Here is a 20,306-nt window from a genome sequence, read left to right on the forward strand (position 1 = left end):
TACTACTGAAGATGCTCGCGTCAAACTTAAACATCTTTATCCGATTTTTGTCACCGAAGAAACAGCTGATTTTAATGCACTATTTTAGCCTTGCCACACCAGTAGGGTGCGTTAGCATGATGGCGTAACGCACCACTTATGCGTATGGGAGTGCGTTACGCGGCGCGATAACACACCCTACTTCAATTTTTTCACGAATCAAATAGGACTGCTATAACTTATAGGTTATTTTCTAGCCAGCACAGTCATGACTTGTGCCATTTGCTGTTTTAACCGTTCTATATCTGCCTGCATAGCAGCAATTTTTCCATTCAAAGCTTGCAGTTCGGATGATGATGTGCTATTTCCGGTTGCCATTGCAGCCACCTGTGGCGCTGCCGGTGCTGTTGCTCCTCCTTGGCGCGGCAATTTGGACTTAACCATTGCCGCTTTAATTGCACCAATTAAATCTTTTTGCTCGAACGGTTTGGGGATAAATTCAAAATACTCGAATGGCTCTGGAATTTTCTCGACAACTTCTTCTTTGCGTCCCGACATTAAGACTAAAGGAATTTTTTGTAGTTCGGTATTTTGTTGGATTTGCTGATATACCTCCCAGCCGCTGAGCTTAGGTAACAAAAAATCAAGCATAATTAGGTTCGGTCGTTCTTGACGAATTAAGTTGAGTCCTTCCAAACCATCTTTTGCTTCTAAAACATCAAAGTTGCCAGGTGGCAACATTTCTTTGACGCGCATCCGAATTACGCGGCTGTCATCGATAACTACGATTTTGTTACTTGCCACAACTGACTCCTCGGCAATGAATTTTAAGGGGAATAAGATGGAAAAATACGATTTAAAGGCGAGAATATCTGGTTATGCAGTCTAGAAAGTAAGTGCAGCAGATATTAGTTAACTGTAAGTTTAAATTCTCGATCGCCAACATCTCGAACTCGCTCAATTGAAACACGTAAGTGAGAGTAACAGCCATCTGGACTACACCAGTAACTTGCTTTTCTAGCTAACCTTGCACAACAAAACTACGAACTAAACCTAACGCTGTTCGCGTTTTGTCTCCAAGGGAATTTTTACTGATTGAGCGATCGCAAAATTTTCTTTAAACAAATATAGTTCGGTAAATTTTCGGTCGGCAAATTGTTGATTGGAAGGTTAATTGGTAATGGGTAATTGGTGGTTAGTAGTTAATAATGGAAGTTGGTCACTGGTCACTGAATATATGACTCTATCTTCTCGTTCTGAGTTCAAGTCGGAAATTGAGGCTTTACCATCATGGCTGCGCCGACCGATTGGTAAGGCAAGCGAATTATCTACAGTTCAAAAAATTATTAAGCAGCGACAGATTCACACGATTTGCGAGGAGGGACGCTGCCCGAACCGAGGCGAATGCTACGCCCAAAAAACAGCCACTTTTTTACTGATGGGTCCAACTTGCACTAGGTCTTGTGCTTTTTGTCAAGTGGATAAAGGTCACGCACCCATGCCACTCGACCCAGAAGAACCGCAGAAGGTCGCAGAGGCTGTGCAATCACTAGGATTGCACTATGTCGTCTTGACTTCTGTAGCGCGGGACGATTTAGCTGACCAAGGAGCAAGTTGGTTTGTTGCTACCATGACAGCAATTCGCGATCGCAGTCCTCAAACGCAAATTGAAGTATTAACTGCTGATTTTTGGGGTGGTACAGGCGCGGGAGACGTAGGACAAAGGGAAAGAATTGCTATGGTTGTAGGGGCAAAACCCGCTTGCTACAACCACAACATTGAGACTGTCAAAAGGCTGCAAGGACGAGTCAGAAGAGGAGCTAAATACGATCGCTCGTTGCAAGTCCTGCAAGCAGTCAAAGAAATCGATCCGAGTATTCCGACAAAATCTGGGTTAATGTTGGGGCATGGAGAGACAGTAGAAGAAGCGATCGAAACGATGGCAGATCTGAGAGCAATAGGCTGCGATCGCTTGACAATTGGGCAGTACATGCGCCCCTCCTTAGAACACCTACCCGTCCAAAAATACTGGACTCTCGAAGAATTCGAGCAACTAGGCGCGATCGCTCGCGATCTAGGGTTTAGCCACGTCCGTTCCGCCCCCTTGGTACGTAGTTCCTACCACGCGGGAGAACAGTGAGCAGTTGTCAGCGATCGCGCACCACACACTTTTAACAAAAATATTCTTAACGAAAGTAGGCAAGGATGACAGCTGTTTGGTATTTCTATAGATGCTCTTAATTTGAGGAGAAAAACCTTATGTCTGCTCAAGCAAATAAACCTGCTATTGGCGAGGATGTAGCCAAAAGTAATGCTAATCCTCCCTATCCGTTTCGCACGGGTTGGGCATTACTGCTCTTAGCTATCAACTTCCTGGTGGCAGCCTATTATTTCCACATTCTCCAATAGTTTTGAGTGGAATGGTGTTGCTCATATCGTGCCTTTGAATAAACCTTTGGGACGAACGAGCAGCACCAGAATCATGATAAACAGCCCTACACCTTGTTTATATTGAGAACCGAGGAAAGGGGTGCTGAGTTCTTGGGTAACGCCAATCACCAAAGCCGCAGCGATCGCGCCGTATGGGTTGCCAATTCCACCTAAAATTGTGGCAGCAAACATCGGCAAAATTAAAAACCAGCCCATATTCGGTCTGACGGCTGTAATCAAGCCGTACATGCTACCACCTAAAGCCGTGAGGCTGCCAGCGATCGCCCACGTCCAAAGTACGACGCGATCGACATCAATTCCAGATACACGCGCTAAGTCGAGGTTGTCAGCAACAGCACGCATCGCCTTGCCAATCTTCGTATTTTGTAACAAGTAGTGCAGCGCCAAAATAACGATAACTGCTAAAAGCATGACTATAAGTTGATTCTGGGGAATTCTGATTCCTAAAATTTCTCTAGCTGGACTGGTAGGAATATCGTAACTTTTGTTACTGCCACCCCAGATTAAAATAATTCCATTACGGAGAAACAAAGCGAGTCCAATCGAAATAATAATGAGCGTGGTGGAAGTGGCACGCCGCGATCGCATATTTGACCAGATTAGCTTTTCAGATATCAGCATTGCTGCTACAGTGCCAATTGCTCCGAGTAACATTGAGAGCCAAATATTAATGCCGCTCGTATTGGCTAGCAAACTTAAATAAGCGCCCAAAGTCATAAAATCGCCGTGGGCAAAGTTAGCCAGCCGTAAAATGCCATAAGTCAGCGTCAGTCCTACCGCAGCTAAAGCAATAATGCTACCTACAGCTACCCCATTAACAAATAATTGAGCCAGTTGTGCGTCCATACAGGTATCAGTTATCAGTTATCAGTTATCAGTGTAGAGATGATATGGGTAAAATCTGTACAAAAGCAACGAAGTGGCTAGTGGCTGGTGGCTGGTGGCGAGAGATTAATTAATTGTGCATTGCAACTGCTGTACGGGCGGGTTTTGAGTCAAAAATTATTGCCTCAACTGTCAATTCTTTTGCTAAACCCGCCCCTACGACTTGCCTCTTGCCTCTTGCCTCTTGTAAAGTGCATTCATTTCATGTTTTTAAATTCAACTTTTGTTAATGCTCTGGTCTAAATCTTTTAACACTCTCCATATACACCTAGTATTTCTAGTTGTCCTGGCTGTTTTACCGCTATATCTGTTCTTTTTCATTCATAACGCCGATCGCGTTCCTCAGTTTGAGTGTACGGTACTGACGCTAGCCGCAACGGTTGCAATGGCGATCGTCTGGGTGGGAATTGAAGTTGTGCTGGGGCGTTGGTTGCGCCTTCTGAATCAAGCAAGTCGTCAATTGGCTGAGCAAGGTAATTTTCGAGTTTGCATTTCAAAATTACGTTATGCTCCCTTAGAAATTAGACGATTAGCACAATCTTTTAACGAACTAGCAGATTCTCTAGAACAGCAATTTACCCAATTGCGGCAGAGCGAAGCACAGTTTCGTCAAATTGCGGAAAATTTACGCGAAGTCTTGTGGATGTCTACCCCTGGACTCACGCAGATTCTCTATGTCAATCCAGCTTACGAACAAATGTGGGGGCGGACTTGTGAAAGTTTGTACGCTCAGCCATCGTCTTTCCTAGCGGGAATTCATCCTGAAGATAGTGCCGCGTTAATTGCCGTTTTAGAGCAAAAGCCCCTGGGGACGAAGCTGTTGGAGGAGTTTAATCATGAATTTCGGATCGTCCGCCCCGATGGTTCGGTGCGTTGGGTACTCTCTCGCGCCTTTCCAATTCACGATCGCGTCGGAAAAGTTTATCGAATTGTGGGACTGGTAGAGGATATTACTCAACGCAAGCAAGCCGAAGTCAAAATCAAGCAGTGGAATGAAACTCTCGAAAAACGAGTGCGCGAGCGCACGGCTCAATTGGAGTTAGCAAACGGGGAACTAGATGCTTTTGCATATTCCGTGTCTCATGACTTACGCGCACCACTCCGCCACATTCACGGATTTGCCGATGCCTTGGCGCAGCGCTTGGAGTCTACTGAGGCGATCGCCGATCCCAAAATTGCTAGTTACATCCAGACTATTCAAGATAGCAGCATCAGGATGACACAGTTGATTGATGGTTTATTGGCTTTGTCTAGAGCCGGACGGCAACCTTTGGCGCAGGTTTCTGTAAGCGTGCGAGAATTGGTTGAGGCAGAGATCGCCTTAATTAAAAGTCAAACTCCCACAGATCGTCAGATCGAATTTATCGTTGGTGACTTGCCTACAATCGACGGCGATCCAATTTTATTACGACAAGTTTTTGCCAACCTAATTGACAATGCGGTGAAATTTAGTAGCGATCGCCAACCAGCCAGAATAGAAATTGGCACGCTGCCAGGAGATAACACCACAATTTTTGTTAAGGACAATGGGGTAGGCTTCCAGATGGAATATGCCGAGCAAATGTTTGGAGCCTTTCAGCGGCTGCACTCCCAAACAGAATTTAAAGGTACGGGTATTGGATTAGCGATCGTCCAACGCATCGTTCACCGTCATGGTGGTAAAATCTGGGCTGAGAGCGTACCCCAGCAAGGTGCTACTTTTTTGATGAAATTTAGACTTTCCTGAAGATAGTAGAGCGGAGTAGAAGTTTCGCCAGCTAGGATGTTATTCGTCCAAGCAGAGTCGCTCAAGATCGGATCTTAGGTAATCTTGACTACCACAGCAGCAGACAATAACTGAAATGCATGTTACGCTCTGGAAATCAGCAGCCACGTAGTGAAATCACTAGATTTTAAAACCTGAATCGGTGTCATTCGCCGTATTGGTTCGTACTGGATGCTATTGCCATATAAACCCCTGTCCTCGCCCTCTGCTCAGCCAATTATGCAGACTCTAGAGCATTCTCAGGTTATGCAGCGGCAAGAATTGTCAATTGCCGCGCAACTTCACCTGTTAATCGTAGAAGACGTAAAGGCAGATGTCGATTTGATGATACTTGCCCTTGAATCCGCCCAGATCGCATTTACCTACGATATCGCCAAAAGTCAGAGTGAGTGCCAGCACCTGCTGCAAACTCAAACTTACGATGCAATCTTGGCAGATTATCGGTTACCTCAGTTTACGGCATATCAGGTGTTGCAACTTTTGCAGGCATCTGGGCATGAGATTCCACTGATTCTGGTGACTGGCAGTTTGGGAGAAGAGGCAGCAGTTGATTGCATCAAAGCAGGCATGACAGATTATGTCATGAAAGAGCGGTTGTTTCGCCTACCCGTAGTATTGAAGCGATCGCTGCAAGAATTTGAACTTCGTCGCCAACAGCAGCAAGCCGCAGCCCACACTCAACTCCAAGCGCAGCAACAGGCAATTATCAATCACATCGTCCACGCCATGCGCGAAACTTTGGTACTGGATGAGGTGCTGCAAATTACAGCAGATATGCTGCACCAAGCTTTGGGTTTGAGTCGTTGCCTAATTTTTCAGCCAAATTCTCAAGCCCAAATGGGAATTTATCATATCAGCGCTGCGGCCAGAGAACGAGAACATTTGCTAGGACATGAATGCTCTCTTTACCCTTTTTATAAAGATAAACTGCTGCGGGGAGAGATGGTTATCGTTCGCGATATGGATGAGAACGTCCCTATGGCAGTTAGAGACGCTGCCGGAGAGTGTAACATTCGCGCTTTGATTATCGCCCCTTTGTTGTATCGTCAGTCGTTTCTGGGTGGAATTATCCTGCACCAATGCGATCGAGAACGACATTGGACGGAGCAAGAGATTTCTCTAGTCAGAGCAATTAGCGACCAGTGCGCGATCGCCATTCATCAAGTCCAATTATTTTCTCAAGTACAGCAGCAATTACACCGCCAGCAAACTCTCAATCAGATCAGTCAGGCACTCAATTCTATTCTCGATCCAGATTTTATTTTACAAGAAATTGTCAGACTGACTGGCGAATGTTTTGATGTCGATCGACTGTTAATCTTTTCTGTCGATACAGACTCAGTGCAAATTTTGAAAGAGTGGCGAGCGAACGATCGGATTTACTCAATGCTCAATCTCCAATTTCCCAAATCAGAATGGATCGATCTGATAGATCCTGACTCTGATTTTTACTGTCGGCGCTATTTTCACGCTCCTGACTACTCTCAATTGCCTTCTACGAGAATTAGACAGATGCAAATAGAACAAGCAAGTACTCGTTCTGTTTTGAGCGTCCCAATTTTTATTCGCGATCGCCTTTTCGGTGGTCTATCTTTACAGACTACTAACGCTTATCGCACTTTTACTCACGAAGAAATTTACTTGTTGCAACAAATTGCCGATCAAGCTGCGATCGCCCTCTATAATGCACAAAGTTACGAGCGTTTAGAAGAATTAGTCCAACAACGTACCCAAGAATTAGAAGCAGAAAAATTGGTTTCAGAAATAGCCAATCGAGCTAAGAGCGAGTTTTTAAGTAATATCAGTCACGAACTGCGGACACCTCTAACGGGCATTTTAGGCTTTTCTGGCGTATTAATGGAACAAATTTTTGGTTCGTTAAATGCCAAACAAAAACAATATGTTGAATGCATTCATACCTCTGGCAAGCATTTATTAGACCTGATCAATGACTTACTCGACCTCACTAAAATTGAAGCAGGAAAAGAAGAATTAACCCCAGAAACCTTATCTATTGAAGATATAGCACAAGCTTGTCTATCTCTTTTTCAAGAACGTTGTCGGCAGCGGGGATTAGAATTTCATTTGGCGATCGCTTCTGAGGCAATAACCTGTACTGCCGATCGACGGCGTTTGAATCAAATTCTAGTCAATCTATTATCTAACGCGCTCAAATTTACGGATACGGGTTCGATTACGTTACGCATTGAACAAACATCTCAACAAATTTTATTCTCAGTCATAGATACTGGAATTGGTATTGCGCTAGAAGATTGTGAAGCAATTTTTCAACCATTTCACCAAGTTGATAGTGGTTTGAACCGGAAGTATGAAGGTACGGGACTGGGTTTAGCCTTGTCGCGTCGCCTCGCTCAACTACACGGGGGCGATATTACCGTTCGCTCAGAATTGGGGCGTGGTAGTTGTTTTACTTTGTCTTTGCCAGGGAGTAGGGAGTAGGGAGCACAGGGAGCAGGGAGCAGGGAAGAAGGGGACAAGGGGGACAAGGGAGAATAATTACCCGTTACCTATTACCCATTACCAACAACCAACTGTCTATAACCTTACAATAGGGATGAGCCGATCGTAGATTCAGACTGATGTTACAAAAACTAGAGCAGTTAAAGGCTTTGTTTGCCCAGATGGAACGGGCGTTGATTGCCTATTCTGGGGGTGTGGATAGCACTTTAGTCGCTAAGATTGCTACTGATGTTTTGGGCGATCGCGCGATCGCGGTTACGGCTGTTTCTCCTTCTTTGTTGCCCGAAGAATTGGAAGATGCCCAAGTTCAAGCAGCACAAATCGGAATTGTCCATAGAATTATTCAAACGCATGAAATGGACAATCCAAATTACACTGCCAATCCCGTGAATCGCTGCTATTTCTGTAAAAGCGAGTTACACGATACGCTCAAACCCTTGGCAAAGGAATGGGGATATCCTTATATTGTCGATGGGGTGAATGCTGACGATTTACGCGATTATCGCCCAGGGATTCAGGCGGCGAAAGAACGCGGCGTGCGATCGCCTCTGGCAGAAATAGGAGTGACAAAAGCCGAAGTACGGCAATTATCGCAACAATTGGGCTTGTCTTGGTGGGATAAACCAGCCCAACCCTGTCTCAGTTCCCGCTTTCCCTATGGCGAAGAGATTACTGTATCTAAGCTACAGCGGGTAGGCAGGGCAGAAATATATCTACGCAAGTTGGGATGGCAAAATTTAAGGGTGCGATCGGAGGGAGATACGGCAAGAATTGAGTTAATGCCCGATCTGATTAAAGATTTTGTCGCCCAGACAGATTTGGTGGCGCTGACTGCGGCATTTCAAAGTTATGGTTTTGTCTACGTCACGCTCGATCTAGAAGGTTATCGGAGTGGAAAGCTCAATCAAGTTTTGTCCGCGCCGATTGCTTCGAGGTAGATATTTCTTAACTTTGCCGCGTAGCGATCGATGGAATGATGCTCGATAATTCTAGATATCGAGTTCTGAGATTTCTCTAGGATTATCGCGCGATTAGCAAATATTTCATGTACTGCTTGCTCGATTCCTTCACGAATTAATTTACTGATGGTGTCTCTATCTTCTTTTGTCGTGTAAATTGCTTCTCCTAAACTATTTTTAGGAACCTCGATCGTCCATCCTACATGATTATTATTGATTTCGGCTAAAGCTCTGACGTTAGTTGTAATCACAGGACACCCTGCTGCTTGAAATTCCAAAACAGAGTAGCCATACGTATCAGCGTAAGTTGGTAATAAACCGATATGCGCCTTTTTCATCAATTCAATAACTTCGTGATTGGGTAATTGGGGAAAATAATTAATCCAGTCAGATTGCTGGAGCAAATGCTTTACTTGTTCAACATCAGCAAGCGTCTCTTTAGTAGCATAATTATCAATATTAAGAGAGCTAATAACTGTTAACTCAAGATTGTATTTATATCGATCTTTTAAAGCTTTTAATGTCTGAATAATTTCTTGCCCTCCTTTGCGAAAGAAAGAAGAACCAACAAATATAAATTTTATCGTTTCATCCAGGCTCAAATTTTTATCTGCATATTTAGAAACAAACACCCTTTGTGGCGGATTCATAACTATCAGTTTGCTTTCTATGCTTTCTTGATATTCAGAAAATTCCTTTAGCAGCCTTCTTTGCATATTCGCATTGCAATCAGACATAGCGATAATTTGCCGACAAGCATCGCGAGAAATTGCTTGAAAAGCTTTATGTATTTTGGCTTCAGTTTTCAGAGCAGAAAAATCGAGTTCTAAGTCGCGATCGCTCGGACATGAAAGCAAGCAATTCAATCTCGGTAAAAATGTTTCAAATGTCGTAATCCAGGGAGTAGAACCATAACTGATTGTATTGAAAAAATGTAAAAGGCTAACTCGATTCAAATCGAAATCGTAAAATTGATTGTAAGAGTCAATTATAGAAAATATCTCTCGGTTAGCAAGCTGATTTAACTGGCTTGCAATCCTCTGTTTCATTAGAAAAAAATCGCGAACTTTTTTGTATTTAGTATCGGGAACTATGTCGATAATATTTCTTTTCTCTGGATAGGCATCGAATTTATAACCAATCAGCACAATAGGCTTCTCCTCGATTAATGCTTCAGTTAGGTTAACTAGCGATCGCCAAAGGTTGAGTTGATTTCACGATTTGCATTCCAGCATCAGCAAACCTTTGAAAAGCTGCATTTGCTTGTTCGGTATAGTCAACTACACCAGGTACGACAACAGCAGAAGTACAGTCTTCTAACAGATAAACTTTCCGAACCAAACTCGGATCGACTTGCTGAATTTCAGTTAATAAATCATCTACAGTCCAAGCCACACAATGGCTTTTAGCTTGCCCTGCAATAATAACAGCATCAAATTCTAATAGTTGTTGAATTAACCGAGAATTCTTTTGAGCAATTGGTTTGCCGTCTGCACCGTCAAGAACTTCGGGACGCAAGACGGAATAGTTTTCTGTTAATGGATTATTCCCTTTAATTTCAAATTGAGTTTGACTATCGCGGGCAATACAATGGAAAAATACCGCTTCTTCTACCGCAGAAACTAAAGCATGACCGATGCCACCTAACATGGCATGATAAGACCAAACTGTGAGGGGATATTTGCCATGCTGACTCAGTTGATTGACGTAATGTAAAGCGTGTTTTTGGAGCGTACTATAGTCCAATTTTAAACTATACGCTACAGCAGGATTAACTTGCCAAATCCCTTGTTCGATATCTATAGGCGTAATATTTGTTGCAGATGGTGTTGGATGTTCTCCATCTTGGTTAATCCAAAAGATTGGATGAAAAATCTGTATTGCCGTGTGCGTATCTAGTGTCGGTACGATCGCGCTAATAACTCCTAAATTACGATAAATAAATTCACATAGTCTCCGATTATCTTCGACTGCCCCAGTACCGGATTGTCCACCCACAAATAATTCAAAACTGGGAATGCAAAAAGTATTTTGTACGTCAATTAGTAGCAAACACACTTGAGTTTTATCTGCTGATGCTGGTTGGATTTGATATTTTTTTGTCCACTCTCGCGCTGCTGCTTCCCGTTGTTGGTAAGGGACGCGCCAGACTTGGCCAACTTTCTCTGGTGCAAAGTGAGAGGGAATTGGTAACTGGGTGGTTGTACTCATGGGGTTTTGTTCTTTGGACGAATTGCAGTTAGACGAATAGAATTTGCGCCTACACAGGCAAAACCCGCCTGCGCGGGTTCAAACCGTTAGCCTCATGCGCTATTTTTATTATGGTATTATTTACCATTATTATAATCAATTACATCTTTGAGTGCTACAAAATTATCATCCGCATAGCCCACGAAGAGATTGAACCCAGATCCGCAAATAAATTTGGATCTGGGTTCAAAATTATCCTCTACAAGTTTGCGATTGTAGGAGCTATACGGTTACTGAGAGCAATTGTTGCCATACAACCCTAACTAGCACGGCGATCGGATTGTGGATGAATTGATGTAATATTTTGCGGCTGCTCTGCTGAATCTTGATGCCTATGTAAAATGTGTTTGATAACTTTTTCTGTCTTATAAACTTCATCTTCAGCTTGAAGCTTTTTCTTGGCGCTATGCGACAAATTAGTAAAAATTGCCAAGGCAACAGTTACCATAGATATTGCTGCACCATAGGATAACAAATTGCTATCATTATGTACCACTGCCACAAGAAACTGAACCGCTATCACAGCTATTACTGACTTAATTAGCTTTTCTTTGAGATCGTCTAGATTGCGAATTAACAACCAATTTGGAAGTTTTAAACCACCAATAAATAGCTCGTACAAGCCTAGACCGCAGATCAAAATTACAGTAGCTAAAAGCATGATATCTACTATCTCAATAAAGCTAATAGCAGTTTTGAAAAGAGTGACTTTGGGGACTTTTCCAACCGTGATGGTTTTACTCAAAAGTTCAAGAATAATAAACAAGGTTTGTTTCGCGCTATAGATCATCAACACCAATGCCGCTAAGACATTAGATAAGGCAGGCAGAAACATGATATATCTTGCAGAAGCTAGTAGCTGACGCATGAAGAAATCTCCTCGATCGTTTTATGAAAAATACAAAGTTTTTGATTTTTCTCGGTCAAATGCAATTTGAAGTTCTACAGGTGTAATCAGTCCTAACTTGTAGTGCAACTGAGCTAGTGGCAAGTCTCAAAATCTCACAGCGCAATCCTGTATTCAAACGCTATCCGCCTGCTATGAAACACCCCCTTTCTAGCTCTTGATGTCAGAACAATTTCATCGACAGAGCCTCTATCACCACTAAAAAGTATCTAGATGTATATAGCGGATCTAAACCAATTGTGAAAATATCGTCCATCTGTCTGTAACCTGCTAATTGTGCTTTCAAAAATGACAAATGACAAATGACAATCCTCACTCGTTGGTTCGCAACTCAAATAGACACGCTATACAATCAAAGGTTCTTTACACTGGTTCTAGATTAAATCTAAGTAGGTGACAAACTTGGGGTAAAAAAGTGACGAGTTTGTCAGCGATAAAAAATTCGTTGATAATCGTTCAATAGATTCATCATGCCTATAGAGACGAAAACGAGCATCAGAAGGGTGACAGGTTCCCTTCTCCAGCTACACGATTGACGAAGAATTCATAGATTAAAATTTTTCGCTCTATCGTTCGATCCCTGCTTTAATTTTTGCTGACTCAGAGCGATCGCCTGATGGCGATAAATTACCAGAACGACTAAATAACCGAAAATAGAGCGAAACAAAAAATTCTTTTAACGGAAATAAGATGTAAGTCAAAGGGTTGATTGTCACGATAATATTACGAACATCGCGCTGAGCTAGGGCAATAATTTGTTTCGCGACGCGATCGCTATTCATGACTCCAATTGGATTTAAATTACTTTTGAATGGTCCCAAAATCAACTTGCGGATGACACAAGGAGCGTCTAACCGCCGTAAAGTAATTAAATCGCCTAAAGTCCGCTTGGAAAGCTCGTATAAGGGGCTAACAGCAGGACTAACTTCGGCTTCCGATGTGTTTACCCATACTTCTTTTGTGGCAATATCTTCGTTAGTACGGACTGTGGCGAGAAACATTTCCATCAGTCGCCAAGAGGAGAAAGTGTTAACCTCATAAGATTTGGCGATCGCATTTGGCGTTCTTTCGCCATGCACGTTAATGCCATGATTGAGGATTAAAATATCAACTTTTTCTAACAACTGGGATAATTCGGCTTCTTGCCCTACCTGCCACGATACCGTTTTCACTGCTAGGGTTTTACCGTCAACGCTTAGCGTCACGGGTTCGGATTGAGAACTCAGGGCAATGACTTTTGCCCCCGCCTGGTGGAGGTGTAATAATAGCGATCGCCCCAACGTTCCCGACGCACCAGTTACTGCAATTGTTTTTCCTTTCAGTGCCAATGCTGTACCCATAAGCTTATCCACCAAAGTAAAAGTACCGCAAAAATAGGCATCGTCATCATCAAAGTGATGTCGCCAGTGATAGGTACGATTTACAAACCAGCGTGCGGGAGGAGAAGTAAACGCACCAGGCATATGAGTTAAATCTGTAGCTTCCCTTGCCCATTCGCTACCGCTACCACGGGCGATACAACTCACTAAAAACATCATTGTATAGGCAGTTCCCGCCAAGGCTGCCCACTGATAGGCAGGCGATCGCCAGTAGCAGAGATACCACGCACCGAAGGAAAGTAGCAGCATGACTAAGCATTCCGGCAAGTCATTATGCCACTGTGCTTTGCAATAAATGTCGGCACTCGCAAAAGTCAAATCTCGGCGAAAGACGCGATGATGCCAGACGTGCTGCCGATATAAAAATGGCACTCGATGCGATAAGACGTGGTACGCATCCCGCACGAGTTCTACCCAGAGGACAGATCCAACTATCCATGCCGTGCATGTCACAGTGGCAGCGAAAACGGACATCATAAATCTTTCAAACCCCTCACACTTGAGACTACAGCTCGTTTCGATTTTGCGACACCGATCTCCTCAACCCCCCTTTATTAAGGGGGGCAAAGATTCGCGAAACGGCATTGGCGCTTGAAGGCGCTCATAGGATTAGTTTAGACTAATAGCTCCAACTAGCTACAGGCAGGTGCGATATTAGATGCGGCTTTATTCATTCTGGATGTCTGGTATCGGTGATGCAGAAAGGGGCAAATTCGGAATTGCTAAAGCCAATTGATAGATTTCCTGGCGCGATAGAGAAGTCGCCTTTGCCAACTGACGGCTAGCCTGCGATCGCGATACTCCGGCTAAAATCAATTTTTGCAATTCTGCCTGAATTTCTGCTTCCGATAGCTGGGGTTTTACCCATTCCATGCCTGCTACAACTAGGGTGTATTCTCCTTGTGGTTCTTTTTGTTGATAATGGGCGATCGCCTCCTCAATCTTGCCCCGCCAAAACTCTTCGTGTAATTTCGTCAGTTCTCGCGCTAGCACGATTTGTCTTTCTGCCCCAAATCCCGTGGCTAAATCTTGTAAAGTTTGACGCAAACGATGCGGAGCTTCGTATAAAATTATCGTGCGGGATTCTGTCTGCAAAAACTCTAGGCGATCGCGTCTGGGTTTGCCTTTAGCTGGCAAAAAACCCTCAAACACAAACCGATCCGTAGGTAAACCCGCAGCACTCAAAGCCGTAATTACAGCACTCGCACCAGGAATCGGGACAACTGTTATCTCTGCCTCGACGCAAGCTTGAACTAACTCATACCCAGGATCGGAAATTCCCGGCATTCCGGCATCTGTCACTAAAGCGATCGCTTTACCTGTTTGTAACCGATCGATAATTTCGGGAATGCGGCTGTTACGGTTGTGTTCGTGATAACTCAGTTGTGGTGTTTTAATTTGAAAATGGTGCAATAACTTCCCAGTGTGGCGAGTATCCTCCGCCGCGATCGCATCTACCGACTGCAAGATCCGCACTGCCCGAAAGCTGATATCTTCTAAATTACCAATTGGCGTTCCAACTACGTATAGCGTCCCTGGTTTTGGTTCCATTTCTTTGAGCAAGTAAGGGGTAGGGAGCAACTATCAATTCACAATTCACAATTAAAACACGCACCACGCACCACGACGCAGCTTTATTGCGGAGGACACCTCTGCAACTGCTGGCTTCACCACGCACCACTCTTTACTGATAACTGATAAATGACAGAAACTAAAGACCAACAACATCCCTTGTACAGACGCGATCGCGCGATCGTCGATCGCCTGCAAACCGATCCCGTCAGCGATTACAATTTGGCAGAGCTAGCACGACTGCGAATTCGTTATCGCGGCTTCCCTGGAGCTAGAGACATCCAATCAGACCTAGACGCAGTCATGCAGAAATGGAATTTAACGGAAGATACCTTATACGAAAAAACCCGTCAAATTCATGCTATTACCTCCATCTACCAAAATGCAGTTAGAGACGAAGAAGATTGGAGCTGATTAGCCTTGACTTTACTTGTCCTGTTTTACACTTTCCTTGAGTTTCAGCAACCATTGGGGAGTCTCTGTTCTAGGGGTGAGGAGTGAGTGGTTAGTGGCTAGTGGCTGGTGACTAGAATTGCTGCCTTGTCTCTCTTGTCCCCAACTCCCTACTCCCGACTCCCGTACGGGCGGGTTTGGAAACCCGTCCCTACCGACCGCAATTCCCCCTTGTCTCTCCTGTGCTGCAACTGCCACAGAATCAAGCGTATTAGCGACTTGAACTTGCTGTTCTACCTGCTGTGTAGAAGAAACTAAACCACTCAAGCCTTCGATGAGTTGGCGAATGCTGTCCCGAAATGAAGGATCTCCCGTGAGTTCGTCCAAGTCGGAGGTAATTTTCTGGGCGTTTTGAAATGTTACCCGCGCAGAATCTAAGGTTTGTTGTAGTGCCAAGACATTACTAGGACTATTTAGCGCTTTAGAAGCATCGCGTAAATTAGTTGAAGCTTCAGTAGCATTGGCTGTGAGGGTTTCTAAATTTTCTATAAGCTGTCCTTGGGTAACGCGGTTAACTGTGGGTGTGAGAGTTTCGACGCTAGAACGGAGTTGTTTGCTTGTTTGGGTGAGATTGTCTAAAGTAGCGACGAGGGAAGTGCGATTTTCAGTGACGAGACGATTAAGATTAGCAATTAAATCGTTTGCTTGCTCTGCTGTCAATCGAACTTGGTTGGCTGTGGCTCCAAATTGACTGGCGGTTTTATTTGTCGTGGCTGTAATTCGATCGGCTGTAACTGCAAGGTTGTCTAGCTGCTGTCGTGTCGATTTGGTTAATGTCGTAAGTTCGCGCGTCAGTCGAGACACATCGGCGGCAACGATTGAAGTGTTTTCGATCGCCGCATTAATATTTTCATAGAGTTCTTGATTGCTGTAGACGCTAGCAAAGCGGGTAGTAAAGCGAATTAATTCGTCAGTGCTAACGCCAATTTCACCAGTGAGACGGGAACCATTGCAGACAATCAAAGCGCGATCGCATTTGGGATCGAGCGCTCTAGCGGTCACTTGTTCTGTTGGAACTTCTCTTTGAGGCGTAATATCGACGCTCACTTCACCCAAAAACCCCGACTGGTTAGCTTCGATAATCGCATCGCGGGCAATCACAACATTGGCTGGAGAAATTTCAACAGTTACTTCCACGCCATTAACTTGCGGACGAATGCTGGCAATCCTACCGATTGTTACCCCTCGATATCTTACAGCTGCTCCTTCTAGTAAACCGTTGACTCTGGGAAATTCAACTGTAAAGCTGTAGCTTCTCTCACCCACAGTTAAACCTCTAATCCATAGAAAGATGGCAATAAATATTCCCATTCCTAGCAATAACAATAAACCCACCGAACCTTCTCTAACTGCACGCGATCGCATCGTTTTCTCCTCGATTCACTGACTCAGGCGCACTGTATTGCACCCCTACTAACCAATTACCTGAATTGGTCCTTCTACTTTGCCACTGAAAAACTGTCGCACCATTGGATGATCTGTCTTGTTGATATCGTCCACCGTTCCCTCCCACTGCAATTTACCTTGATAGAGAAAAATAATGCGATCGGCTGTACGGCGGATGGTACTGTCTTGATGGGTAACGATCGCGTAAGTGTTACAAACTCCTGCCAAGCATTGCAACTCACGAATTAAATCTTCAATTACAGTCGAAGCAATTGGATCGAGTCCCGCCGTCGGTTCGTCATAAAGTAAAACTTCCGATCGATCTTTGGGGTTGTCGGGGTTAGAAATAATCGCGCGGGCAAAACTCACCCGCTTGCGCATTCCACCCGATAACTCTGCCGGATAGCGATCGCCAATTCCTGGTAAACCCACCATCTCTAAGCTGCGGTTGACTAATTCTCGAATCCGCTGGCGCGATAGTCGGCTGTGTTGGTATAAGAAAAAGCCGACATTTTCTTCTACCGTCAACGAGTCAAATAAAGCTGCTTGTTGAAACACCATCCCAATTCCGATTGGGTCTGCCTTATCTTCAATTAAGCCTTCTCGCATCTGTCCTTTGACGTAAATTTCTCCCTCATCAGGAGTTAGTAATCCCGCCAACAACCGGAGAATCGTCGATTTTCCCGTACCGGAAGGACCGATGATGGCTAAAGCTTCTCCCTTATAGATCGTCAGATCGACTCGATCTAAAACCAGGTTGCTACCAAATGATTTACTTACACCTTTGAGTTCGATTATTGGCTCAGCCATCAGCAGATTGTGAAGTTATAGCGGCTAGTTTCACTGTTCGGTTGTACTTCCACAGTTTAGTCCATTACCTCACTCGTAGCAGTTTTAGCATTTTGCTATTCTTCGATCTATTTTGGCTTATTTTAATTAAACCCTTGATGACAATCCAAGTGTACCCGCCTATTTGTCTAGGCGATCGCGGTCTTTGTTATAACATTTTGCAACTGAAGTAGCAGGAGAGCTTTGCCATATCTCTATTTGTAAACTTTTGTTAATAAGACTCTCAGCATACTAAGCAATTTTGCTTAACTTTTAATATTTTGAATATTTTCTTTTTCAATATTCTCTAATATGCTCTTCGCTTGTTCTAGTAAAAATACACTACGCTTGAGTGCAAAAATTCCTGATTGTAATCCTGATTCCGCGGTAAATTCAATTATTGGTTTAGCAGTAATTACAACTCCTGATACTCCTGCGATCGCTCCATAAAGTAAGGGATTACCAAAAAATTCTACAGGGATACCTAACACATAAATAATAGTAATAACAAGAGTCATTGTGAAGATTGGCAAAAGCTTAAAATCGTTCTTAGCTTTTTCTTGTCTTGCTTCTAGTAAATTGTTAATTTCTGCTAATGCATATTTAAGAGTTAACTGACTGACATCTTTACAAAGTTTATCAATCAGCTCAATATCATTTAAACTTCTATGTTCGCTTTCATCTAAAGTTTTAAAAAACTGTTCTTTCTTCATCTTGTCTTGCCTTTTTATAGATTTAACTATTCGGATGCCTTTTGGTATCCAAAATAGTAGTAAAGTAACTGAAAAAAGACAAATATAGAATAAAACATATGCTCCTTTTTTTTTATAAAAACTGTTATTTACCGTTATGTAACTCATATGATTTAATACGACATTAATTCGCATAGATACTAAGAAAAAACCAATTAGAGATAACTTCTCCCAAATAGTAGGTATCCACGCTCGAAACTGGTCTAAAACTGCAAACCACCATTTTTTCTGGTTTTACTTTCAAGTATTGCTATAATGTGATAATCCTCTTTCAGAATTTCATATACTTTTGGTAGTTCCAAATTAATTTGGTTTATTTCAGAAATTAAGCTTTCGTTATTGTCCATAAACTTATACCTCATTAGAAATTTCAGAATATTATTTGCTTAATAGTGATAATAGACAATCAACTAAAACTATAAATCTATCAATAATAAATAACTCTATTTCAGTAGAATGTTTACAAAAGTAAATTTCTCGATGCCCTTCTTTGCGTCTTTGCGTCTTTGCGCGACATAAAAAAATACCCCTGTAAAACGTCTAATATCAAGTTGTCTCAACAAGAAAAATTAACAAATGAGCGATCGCGACGTAGATGTCATTGTCATTGGTAGCGGTATAGGTGGCTTGACTACCGCTGCTTTATTATCTCGTTATGGCAAAAGAGTCACAGTCTGTGAAAGTCATACCATAGCTGGGGGTGCAGCCCATAGTTTTTCTCGCCAGGGATTTCATTTCGATTCCGGTCCCTCCTTCTACTGCGGTTTAAACGACTCCCACAGCCGCAACCCCCTGCGTCAAGTCTTGAATGTTTTAGAAGAAACTCTCCCAGCCATACCTTACGATCCTTTGGGACATTACCATTTTCCTGAAGGAACTTTACCTGTTTACAGCCAACAGGAACGCTATCTAGAAGCAGTAAGGCAATTTACCCCTCAAGGATCGAAAGAATTAGAGCGATTTATTCAGCGCTTGCTACCCTTGTACGACACTTTACAGGGCATTCCCACAATATTATTACGGGCTGATTGGCAACTGATACCCGTTCTGATGGGGCGTTGCTTGCCCTCATTAGTCAAAATGTTACCCCATTTGGGTTTAGTCCAAAGTTCCGTGGGACAAGTCATGGATCGGGAAGTGAGCGATCGCTGGGTGAGGCGACTGATTGACTTAGAATGTTTCCTACTATCGGGTTTAAAAGCACATGGAACGATCGCCCCAGAAGTTGCTTTTATGTTAGGCGAACGCTCTCGTGCTGGGGTAGAGTATCCAATTGGGGGTAGTGGGGCGATCGTCGATGCTTTAGTACGCGGGTTGAAACGTTGGGGTGGCGAGTTGCGCTTGGGCTGTCATGTCGAGCAAATTTTAGTAGAATCTGGCAGAGTTACGGGCGTGCGCTTGCGAAAGGGAGAAATCCTTCATGCACCAATTGTTATCTCCAACGCTTCCATTTGGGATACTTACGGCAAATTATTACAGCCAGAAGATTTACCCGCATCCTACAGACAGACAGCGTTAGCTACGCCAGCTGTAGATAGTTTCATGCACCTGCATTTGGGTATTAAAGCCGAGGGGTTGGACAATTTAACCGGACATCATGTTGTCGTACACGATGCAGAACGCGACATTACAACTCCTGGTAACACCTGCATGATCTCCATTCCCTCAGTGTGGGATGCTTCTCTTGCACCCCCGGGACATCATGTAGTTCACGCCTATACTTTAGAACCGCACGAAGATTGGCAGCGAGATAATCGTTACCAAGAACGGAAAAAAGAGCGATCGCAATCTTTATATCGTGCTTTAGAACGAGTTATTCCAGATATTAGACAAAGAATTGTCTTAGAACTGATCGGTACGCCGTTAACTCACGCGCATTATTTACGACGTTACCAGGGAACTTATGGAGCGGCGATCGCGGCTGGTAAGGGTATGTTTCCCAGTACTCACACTCCGATTTCGGGATTATATCGCGTTGGTGATAGTACCACGCCTGGAATTGGCGTGCCAGCTGTTGCCGCTTCAGGAATTTTGTGTGCCAATACTCTAGTTCAACCGCAGCAGATAGCAGAATTGCTGAATATTCAGTAACTAAAAATACCGCGATCGCGGACGGTTACAAAACTCATTTTTATGCAAAGTAGTAGTTACAAAACTCATTATTATTACAAATCGAACTGTCATCGTAAATACACTCTTTGGCTGTTATTCGCCATATTTTGAGTCATGTCGCAAAAATTACGCTGCATTCAGTATCTA

Annotated in this window: 18 protein-coding genes; 7 read left to right on the forward strand and 11 right to left on the reverse strand. The window is 43.5% G+C overall.

What is annotated here, in order from left to right; genetic code table 11:
- Positions 1 to 225: 225 nt before the first annotated feature.
- The gene (locus tag H6G17_RS07745) at positions 226 to 783 is read right to left on the reverse strand and encodes a response regulator (RefSeq protein ID WP_192155813.1); all 558 of its coding nucleotides are present in this window, start codon (positions 781 to 783) and stop codon (positions 226 to 228) included.
- 433 nt (positions 784 to 1,216) lie between these two features.
- On the opposite strand from H6G17_RS07745, the gene lipA reads away from it, so the two are divergent.
- Both lipA and H6G17_RS07755 read left to right on the forward strand, forming a co-directional pair.
- A complete protein-coding gene (lipA, locus tag H6G17_RS07750; protein WP_192155815.1) occupies positions 1,217 to 2,119 on the forward strand; it encodes a lipoyl synthase in 903 nt (300 codons plus the stop codon).
- Positions 2,120 to 2,238: 119 nt separating this feature from the next.
- Complete coding sequence (locus tag H6G17_RS07755) at positions 2,239 to 2,388, forward strand: photosystem I protein PsaX (protein ID WP_192155817.1); 150 nt, start codon at positions 2,239 to 2,241, stop codon at positions 2,386 to 2,388.
- Positions 2,389 to 2,409: 21 nt separating this feature from the next.
- Here H6G17_RS07755 and H6G17_RS07760 read toward each other — a convergent pair whose 3' ends face one another.
- Positions 2,410 to 3,276 (reverse strand): branched-chain amino acid ABC transporter permease, encoded by an 867-nt coding sequence (locus tag H6G17_RS07760; protein WP_192155819.1) that lies wholly within the window; start codon positions 3,274 to 3,276, stop codon positions 2,410 to 2,412.
- 268 nt (positions 3,277 to 3,544) lie between these two features.
- Here H6G17_RS07760 and H6G17_RS07765 point away from each other — a divergent pair, with 268 nt between their 5' ends.
- From H6G17_RS07765 to larE, 3 genes are all read left to right on the forward strand, one after another.
- On the forward strand, positions 3,545 to 5,041 hold the full coding sequence (locus H6G17_RS07765; RefSeq protein WP_192155821.1) for an ATP-binding protein: 1,497 nt from the start codon (positions 3,545 to 3,547) through the stop codon (positions 5,039 to 5,041).
- Positions 5,042 to 5,326: 285 nt separating this feature from the next.
- Positions 5,327 to 7,540 (forward strand): GAF domain-containing protein, encoded by a 2,214-nt coding sequence (locus H6G17_RS07770; protein ID WP_242038293.1) that lies wholly within the window; start codon positions 5,327 to 5,329, stop codon positions 7,538 to 7,540.
- Positions 7,541 to 7,680: 140 nt separating this feature from the next.
- Entirely contained in the window at positions 7,681 to 8,499 is an 819-nt protein-coding gene (gene larE, locus H6G17_RS07775) for an ATP-dependent sacrificial sulfur transferase LarE (RefSeq protein WP_192155834.1), read from the forward strand.
- Here larE and H6G17_RS07780 read toward each other — a convergent pair.
- The 5 genes from H6G17_RS07780 to rsmI all read right to left on the reverse strand — a co-directional run bounded on the left by H6G17_RS07780 (position 8,466) and on the right by rsmI (position 14,607).
- Complete coding sequence (locus tag H6G17_RS07780) at positions 8,466 to 9,668, reverse strand: glycosyltransferase (RefSeq protein ID WP_192155836.1); 1,203 nt, start codon at positions 9,666 to 9,668, stop codon at positions 8,466 to 8,468. The two genes, larE and H6G17_RS07780, sit on opposite strands and share 34 nt — an antisense overlap.
- 34 nt (positions 9,669 to 9,702) lie before the next feature.
- Positions 9,703 to 10,731, reverse strand: coding sequence for an isochorismatase (locus tag H6G17_RS07785; protein WP_192155838.1), 1,029 nt, complete (start codon positions 10,729 to 10,731; stop codon positions 9,703 to 9,705).
- Positions 10,732 to 11,029: 298 nt separating this feature from the next.
- Positions 11,030 to 11,638 carry a YqhA family protein gene (locus tag H6G17_RS07790; protein WP_192155840.1) on the reverse strand — a complete coding sequence of 203 codons (609 nt, stop codon included), beginning with the start codon at positions 11,636 to 11,638 and terminating at the stop codon, positions 11,030 to 11,032.
- 605 nt (positions 11,639 to 12,243) lie between these two features.
- On the reverse strand, positions 12,244 to 13,533 hold the full coding sequence (locus H6G17_RS07795) for a bifunctional sterol desaturase/short chain dehydrogenase (protein WP_192155842.1): 1,290 nt from the start codon (positions 13,531 to 13,533) through the stop codon (positions 12,244 to 12,246).
- A 189-nt stretch (positions 13,534 to 13,722) separates the two neighbouring features.
- Positions 13,723 to 14,607: a 16S rRNA (cytidine(1402)-2'-O)-methyltransferase gene (rsmI, locus tag H6G17_RS07800; protein WP_192155844.1), complete on the reverse strand. Its 885-nt coding sequence runs from the start codon at positions 14,605 to 14,607 to the stop codon at positions 13,723 to 13,725.
- 150 nt (positions 14,608 to 14,757) lie between these two features.
- On the opposite strand from rsmI, the gene H6G17_RS07805 reads away from it, so the two are divergent.
- Complete coding sequence (locus H6G17_RS07805; protein ID WP_192155846.1) at positions 14,758 to 15,042, forward strand: DUF3288 family protein; 285 nt, start codon at positions 14,758 to 14,760, stop codon at positions 15,040 to 15,042.
- 12 nt (positions 15,043 to 15,054) lie between these two features.
- Here H6G17_RS07805 and H6G17_RS07810 read toward each other — a convergent pair whose 3' ends face one another.
- The 4 genes from H6G17_RS07810 to H6G17_RS07825 form a co-directional block, all read right to left on the reverse strand.
- Entirely contained in the window at positions 15,055 to 16,446 is a 1,392-nt protein-coding gene (locus H6G17_RS07810) for an MlaD family protein (protein ID WP_192155847.1), read from the reverse strand.
- A 48-nt stretch (positions 16,447 to 16,494) separates the two neighbouring features.
- Positions 16,495 to 17,277, reverse strand: a complete 783-nt coding sequence (locus H6G17_RS07815) for an ABC transporter ATP-binding protein (RefSeq protein WP_192155848.1) — start codon at positions 17,275 to 17,277, stop codon at positions 16,495 to 16,497.
- A 284-nt stretch (positions 17,278 to 17,561) separates the two neighbouring features.
- Positions 17,562 to 18,008: a hypothetical protein gene (locus H6G17_RS07820; RefSeq protein WP_192155850.1), complete on the reverse strand. Its 447-nt coding sequence runs from the start codon at positions 18,006 to 18,008 to the stop codon at positions 17,562 to 17,564.
- Positions 18,009 to 18,250: 242 nt separating this feature from the next.
- Entirely contained in the window at positions 18,251 to 18,394 is a 144-nt protein-coding gene (locus H6G17_RS07825; RefSeq protein WP_192155852.1) for a hypothetical protein, read from the reverse strand.
- 229 nt (positions 18,395 to 18,623) lie between these two features.
- Here H6G17_RS07825 and H6G17_RS07830 point away from each other — a divergent pair, with 229 nt between their 5' ends.
- Entirely contained in the window at positions 18,624 to 20,138 is a 1,515-nt protein-coding gene (locus tag H6G17_RS07830; protein ID WP_192155857.1) for an NAD(P)/FAD-dependent oxidoreductase, read from the forward strand.
- The last annotated feature ends 168 nt before the right edge of the window (positions 20,139 to 20,306 follow it).

Origin of the sequence: Chroococcidiopsis sp. [FACHB-1243], assembly GCF_014696895.1 — a bacterium.
Lineage (GTDB): Bacteria > Cyanobacteriota > Cyanobacteriia > Cyanobacteriales > Chroococcidiopsidaceae > Chroococcidiopsis.

Coding starts and splice junctions, on each gene's coding strand:
- H6G17_RS07760 (WP_192155819.1), bottom strand. CDS start 3,276: ATGGACGCACAACTGGCTCAATTATTTGTTAATGGGGTAGCTGTAGGT.
- H6G17_RS07820 (WP_192155850.1), bottom strand. CDS start 18,008: ATGAAGAAAGAACAGTTTTTTAAAACTTTAGATGAAAGCGAACATAGA.
- H6G17_RS07830 (WP_192155857.1), top strand. CDS start 18,624: ATGAGCGATCGCGACGTAGATGTCATTGTCATTGGTAGCGGTATAGGT.
- H6G17_RS07785 (WP_192155838.1), bottom strand. CDS start 10,731: ATGAGTACAACCACCCAGTTACCAATTCCCTCTCACTTTGCACCAGAG.
- H6G17_RS07810 (WP_192155847.1), bottom strand. CDS start 16,446: ATGCGATCGCGTGCAGTTAGAGAAGGTTCGGTGGGTTTATTGTTATTG.
- lipA (WP_192155815.1), top strand. CDS start 1,217: ATGACTCTATCTTCTCGTTCTGAGTTCAAGTCGGAAATTGAGGCTTTA.
- H6G17_RS07815 (WP_192155848.1), bottom strand. CDS start 17,277: ATGGCTGAGCCAATAATCGAACTCAAAGGTGTAAGTAAATCATTTGGT.
- H6G17_RS07770 (WP_242038293.1), top strand. CDS start 5,327: ATGCAGCGGCAAGAATTGTCAATTGCCGCGCAACTTCACCTGTTAATC.
- H6G17_RS07765 (WP_192155821.1), top strand. CDS start 3,545: ATGCTCTGGTCTAAATCTTTTAACACTCTCCATATACACCTAGTATTT.
- H6G17_RS07805 (WP_192155846.1), top strand. CDS start 14,758: ATGACAGAAACTAAAGACCAACAACATCCCTTGTACAGACGCGATCGC.
- rsmI (WP_192155844.1), bottom strand. CDS start 14,607: ATGGAACCAAAACCAGGGACGCTATACGTAGTTGGAACGCCAATTGGT.
- larE (WP_192155834.1), top strand. CDS start 7,681: ATGTTACAAAAACTAGAGCAGTTAAAGGCTTTGTTTGCCCAGATGGAA.
- H6G17_RS07755 (WP_192155817.1), top strand. CDS start 2,239: ATGTCTGCTCAAGCAAATAAACCTGCTATTGGCGAGGATGTAGCCAAA.
- H6G17_RS07795 (WP_192155842.1), bottom strand. CDS start 13,533: ATGATGTCCGTTTTCGCTGCCACTGTGACATGCACGGCATGGATAGTT.
- H6G17_RS07825 (WP_192155852.1), bottom strand. CDS start 18,394: ATGGACAATAACGAAAGCTTAATTTCTGAAATAAACCAAATTAATTTG.
- H6G17_RS07790 (WP_192155840.1), bottom strand. CDS start 11,638: ATGCGTCAGCTACTAGCTTCTGCAAGATATATCATGTTTCTGCCTGCC.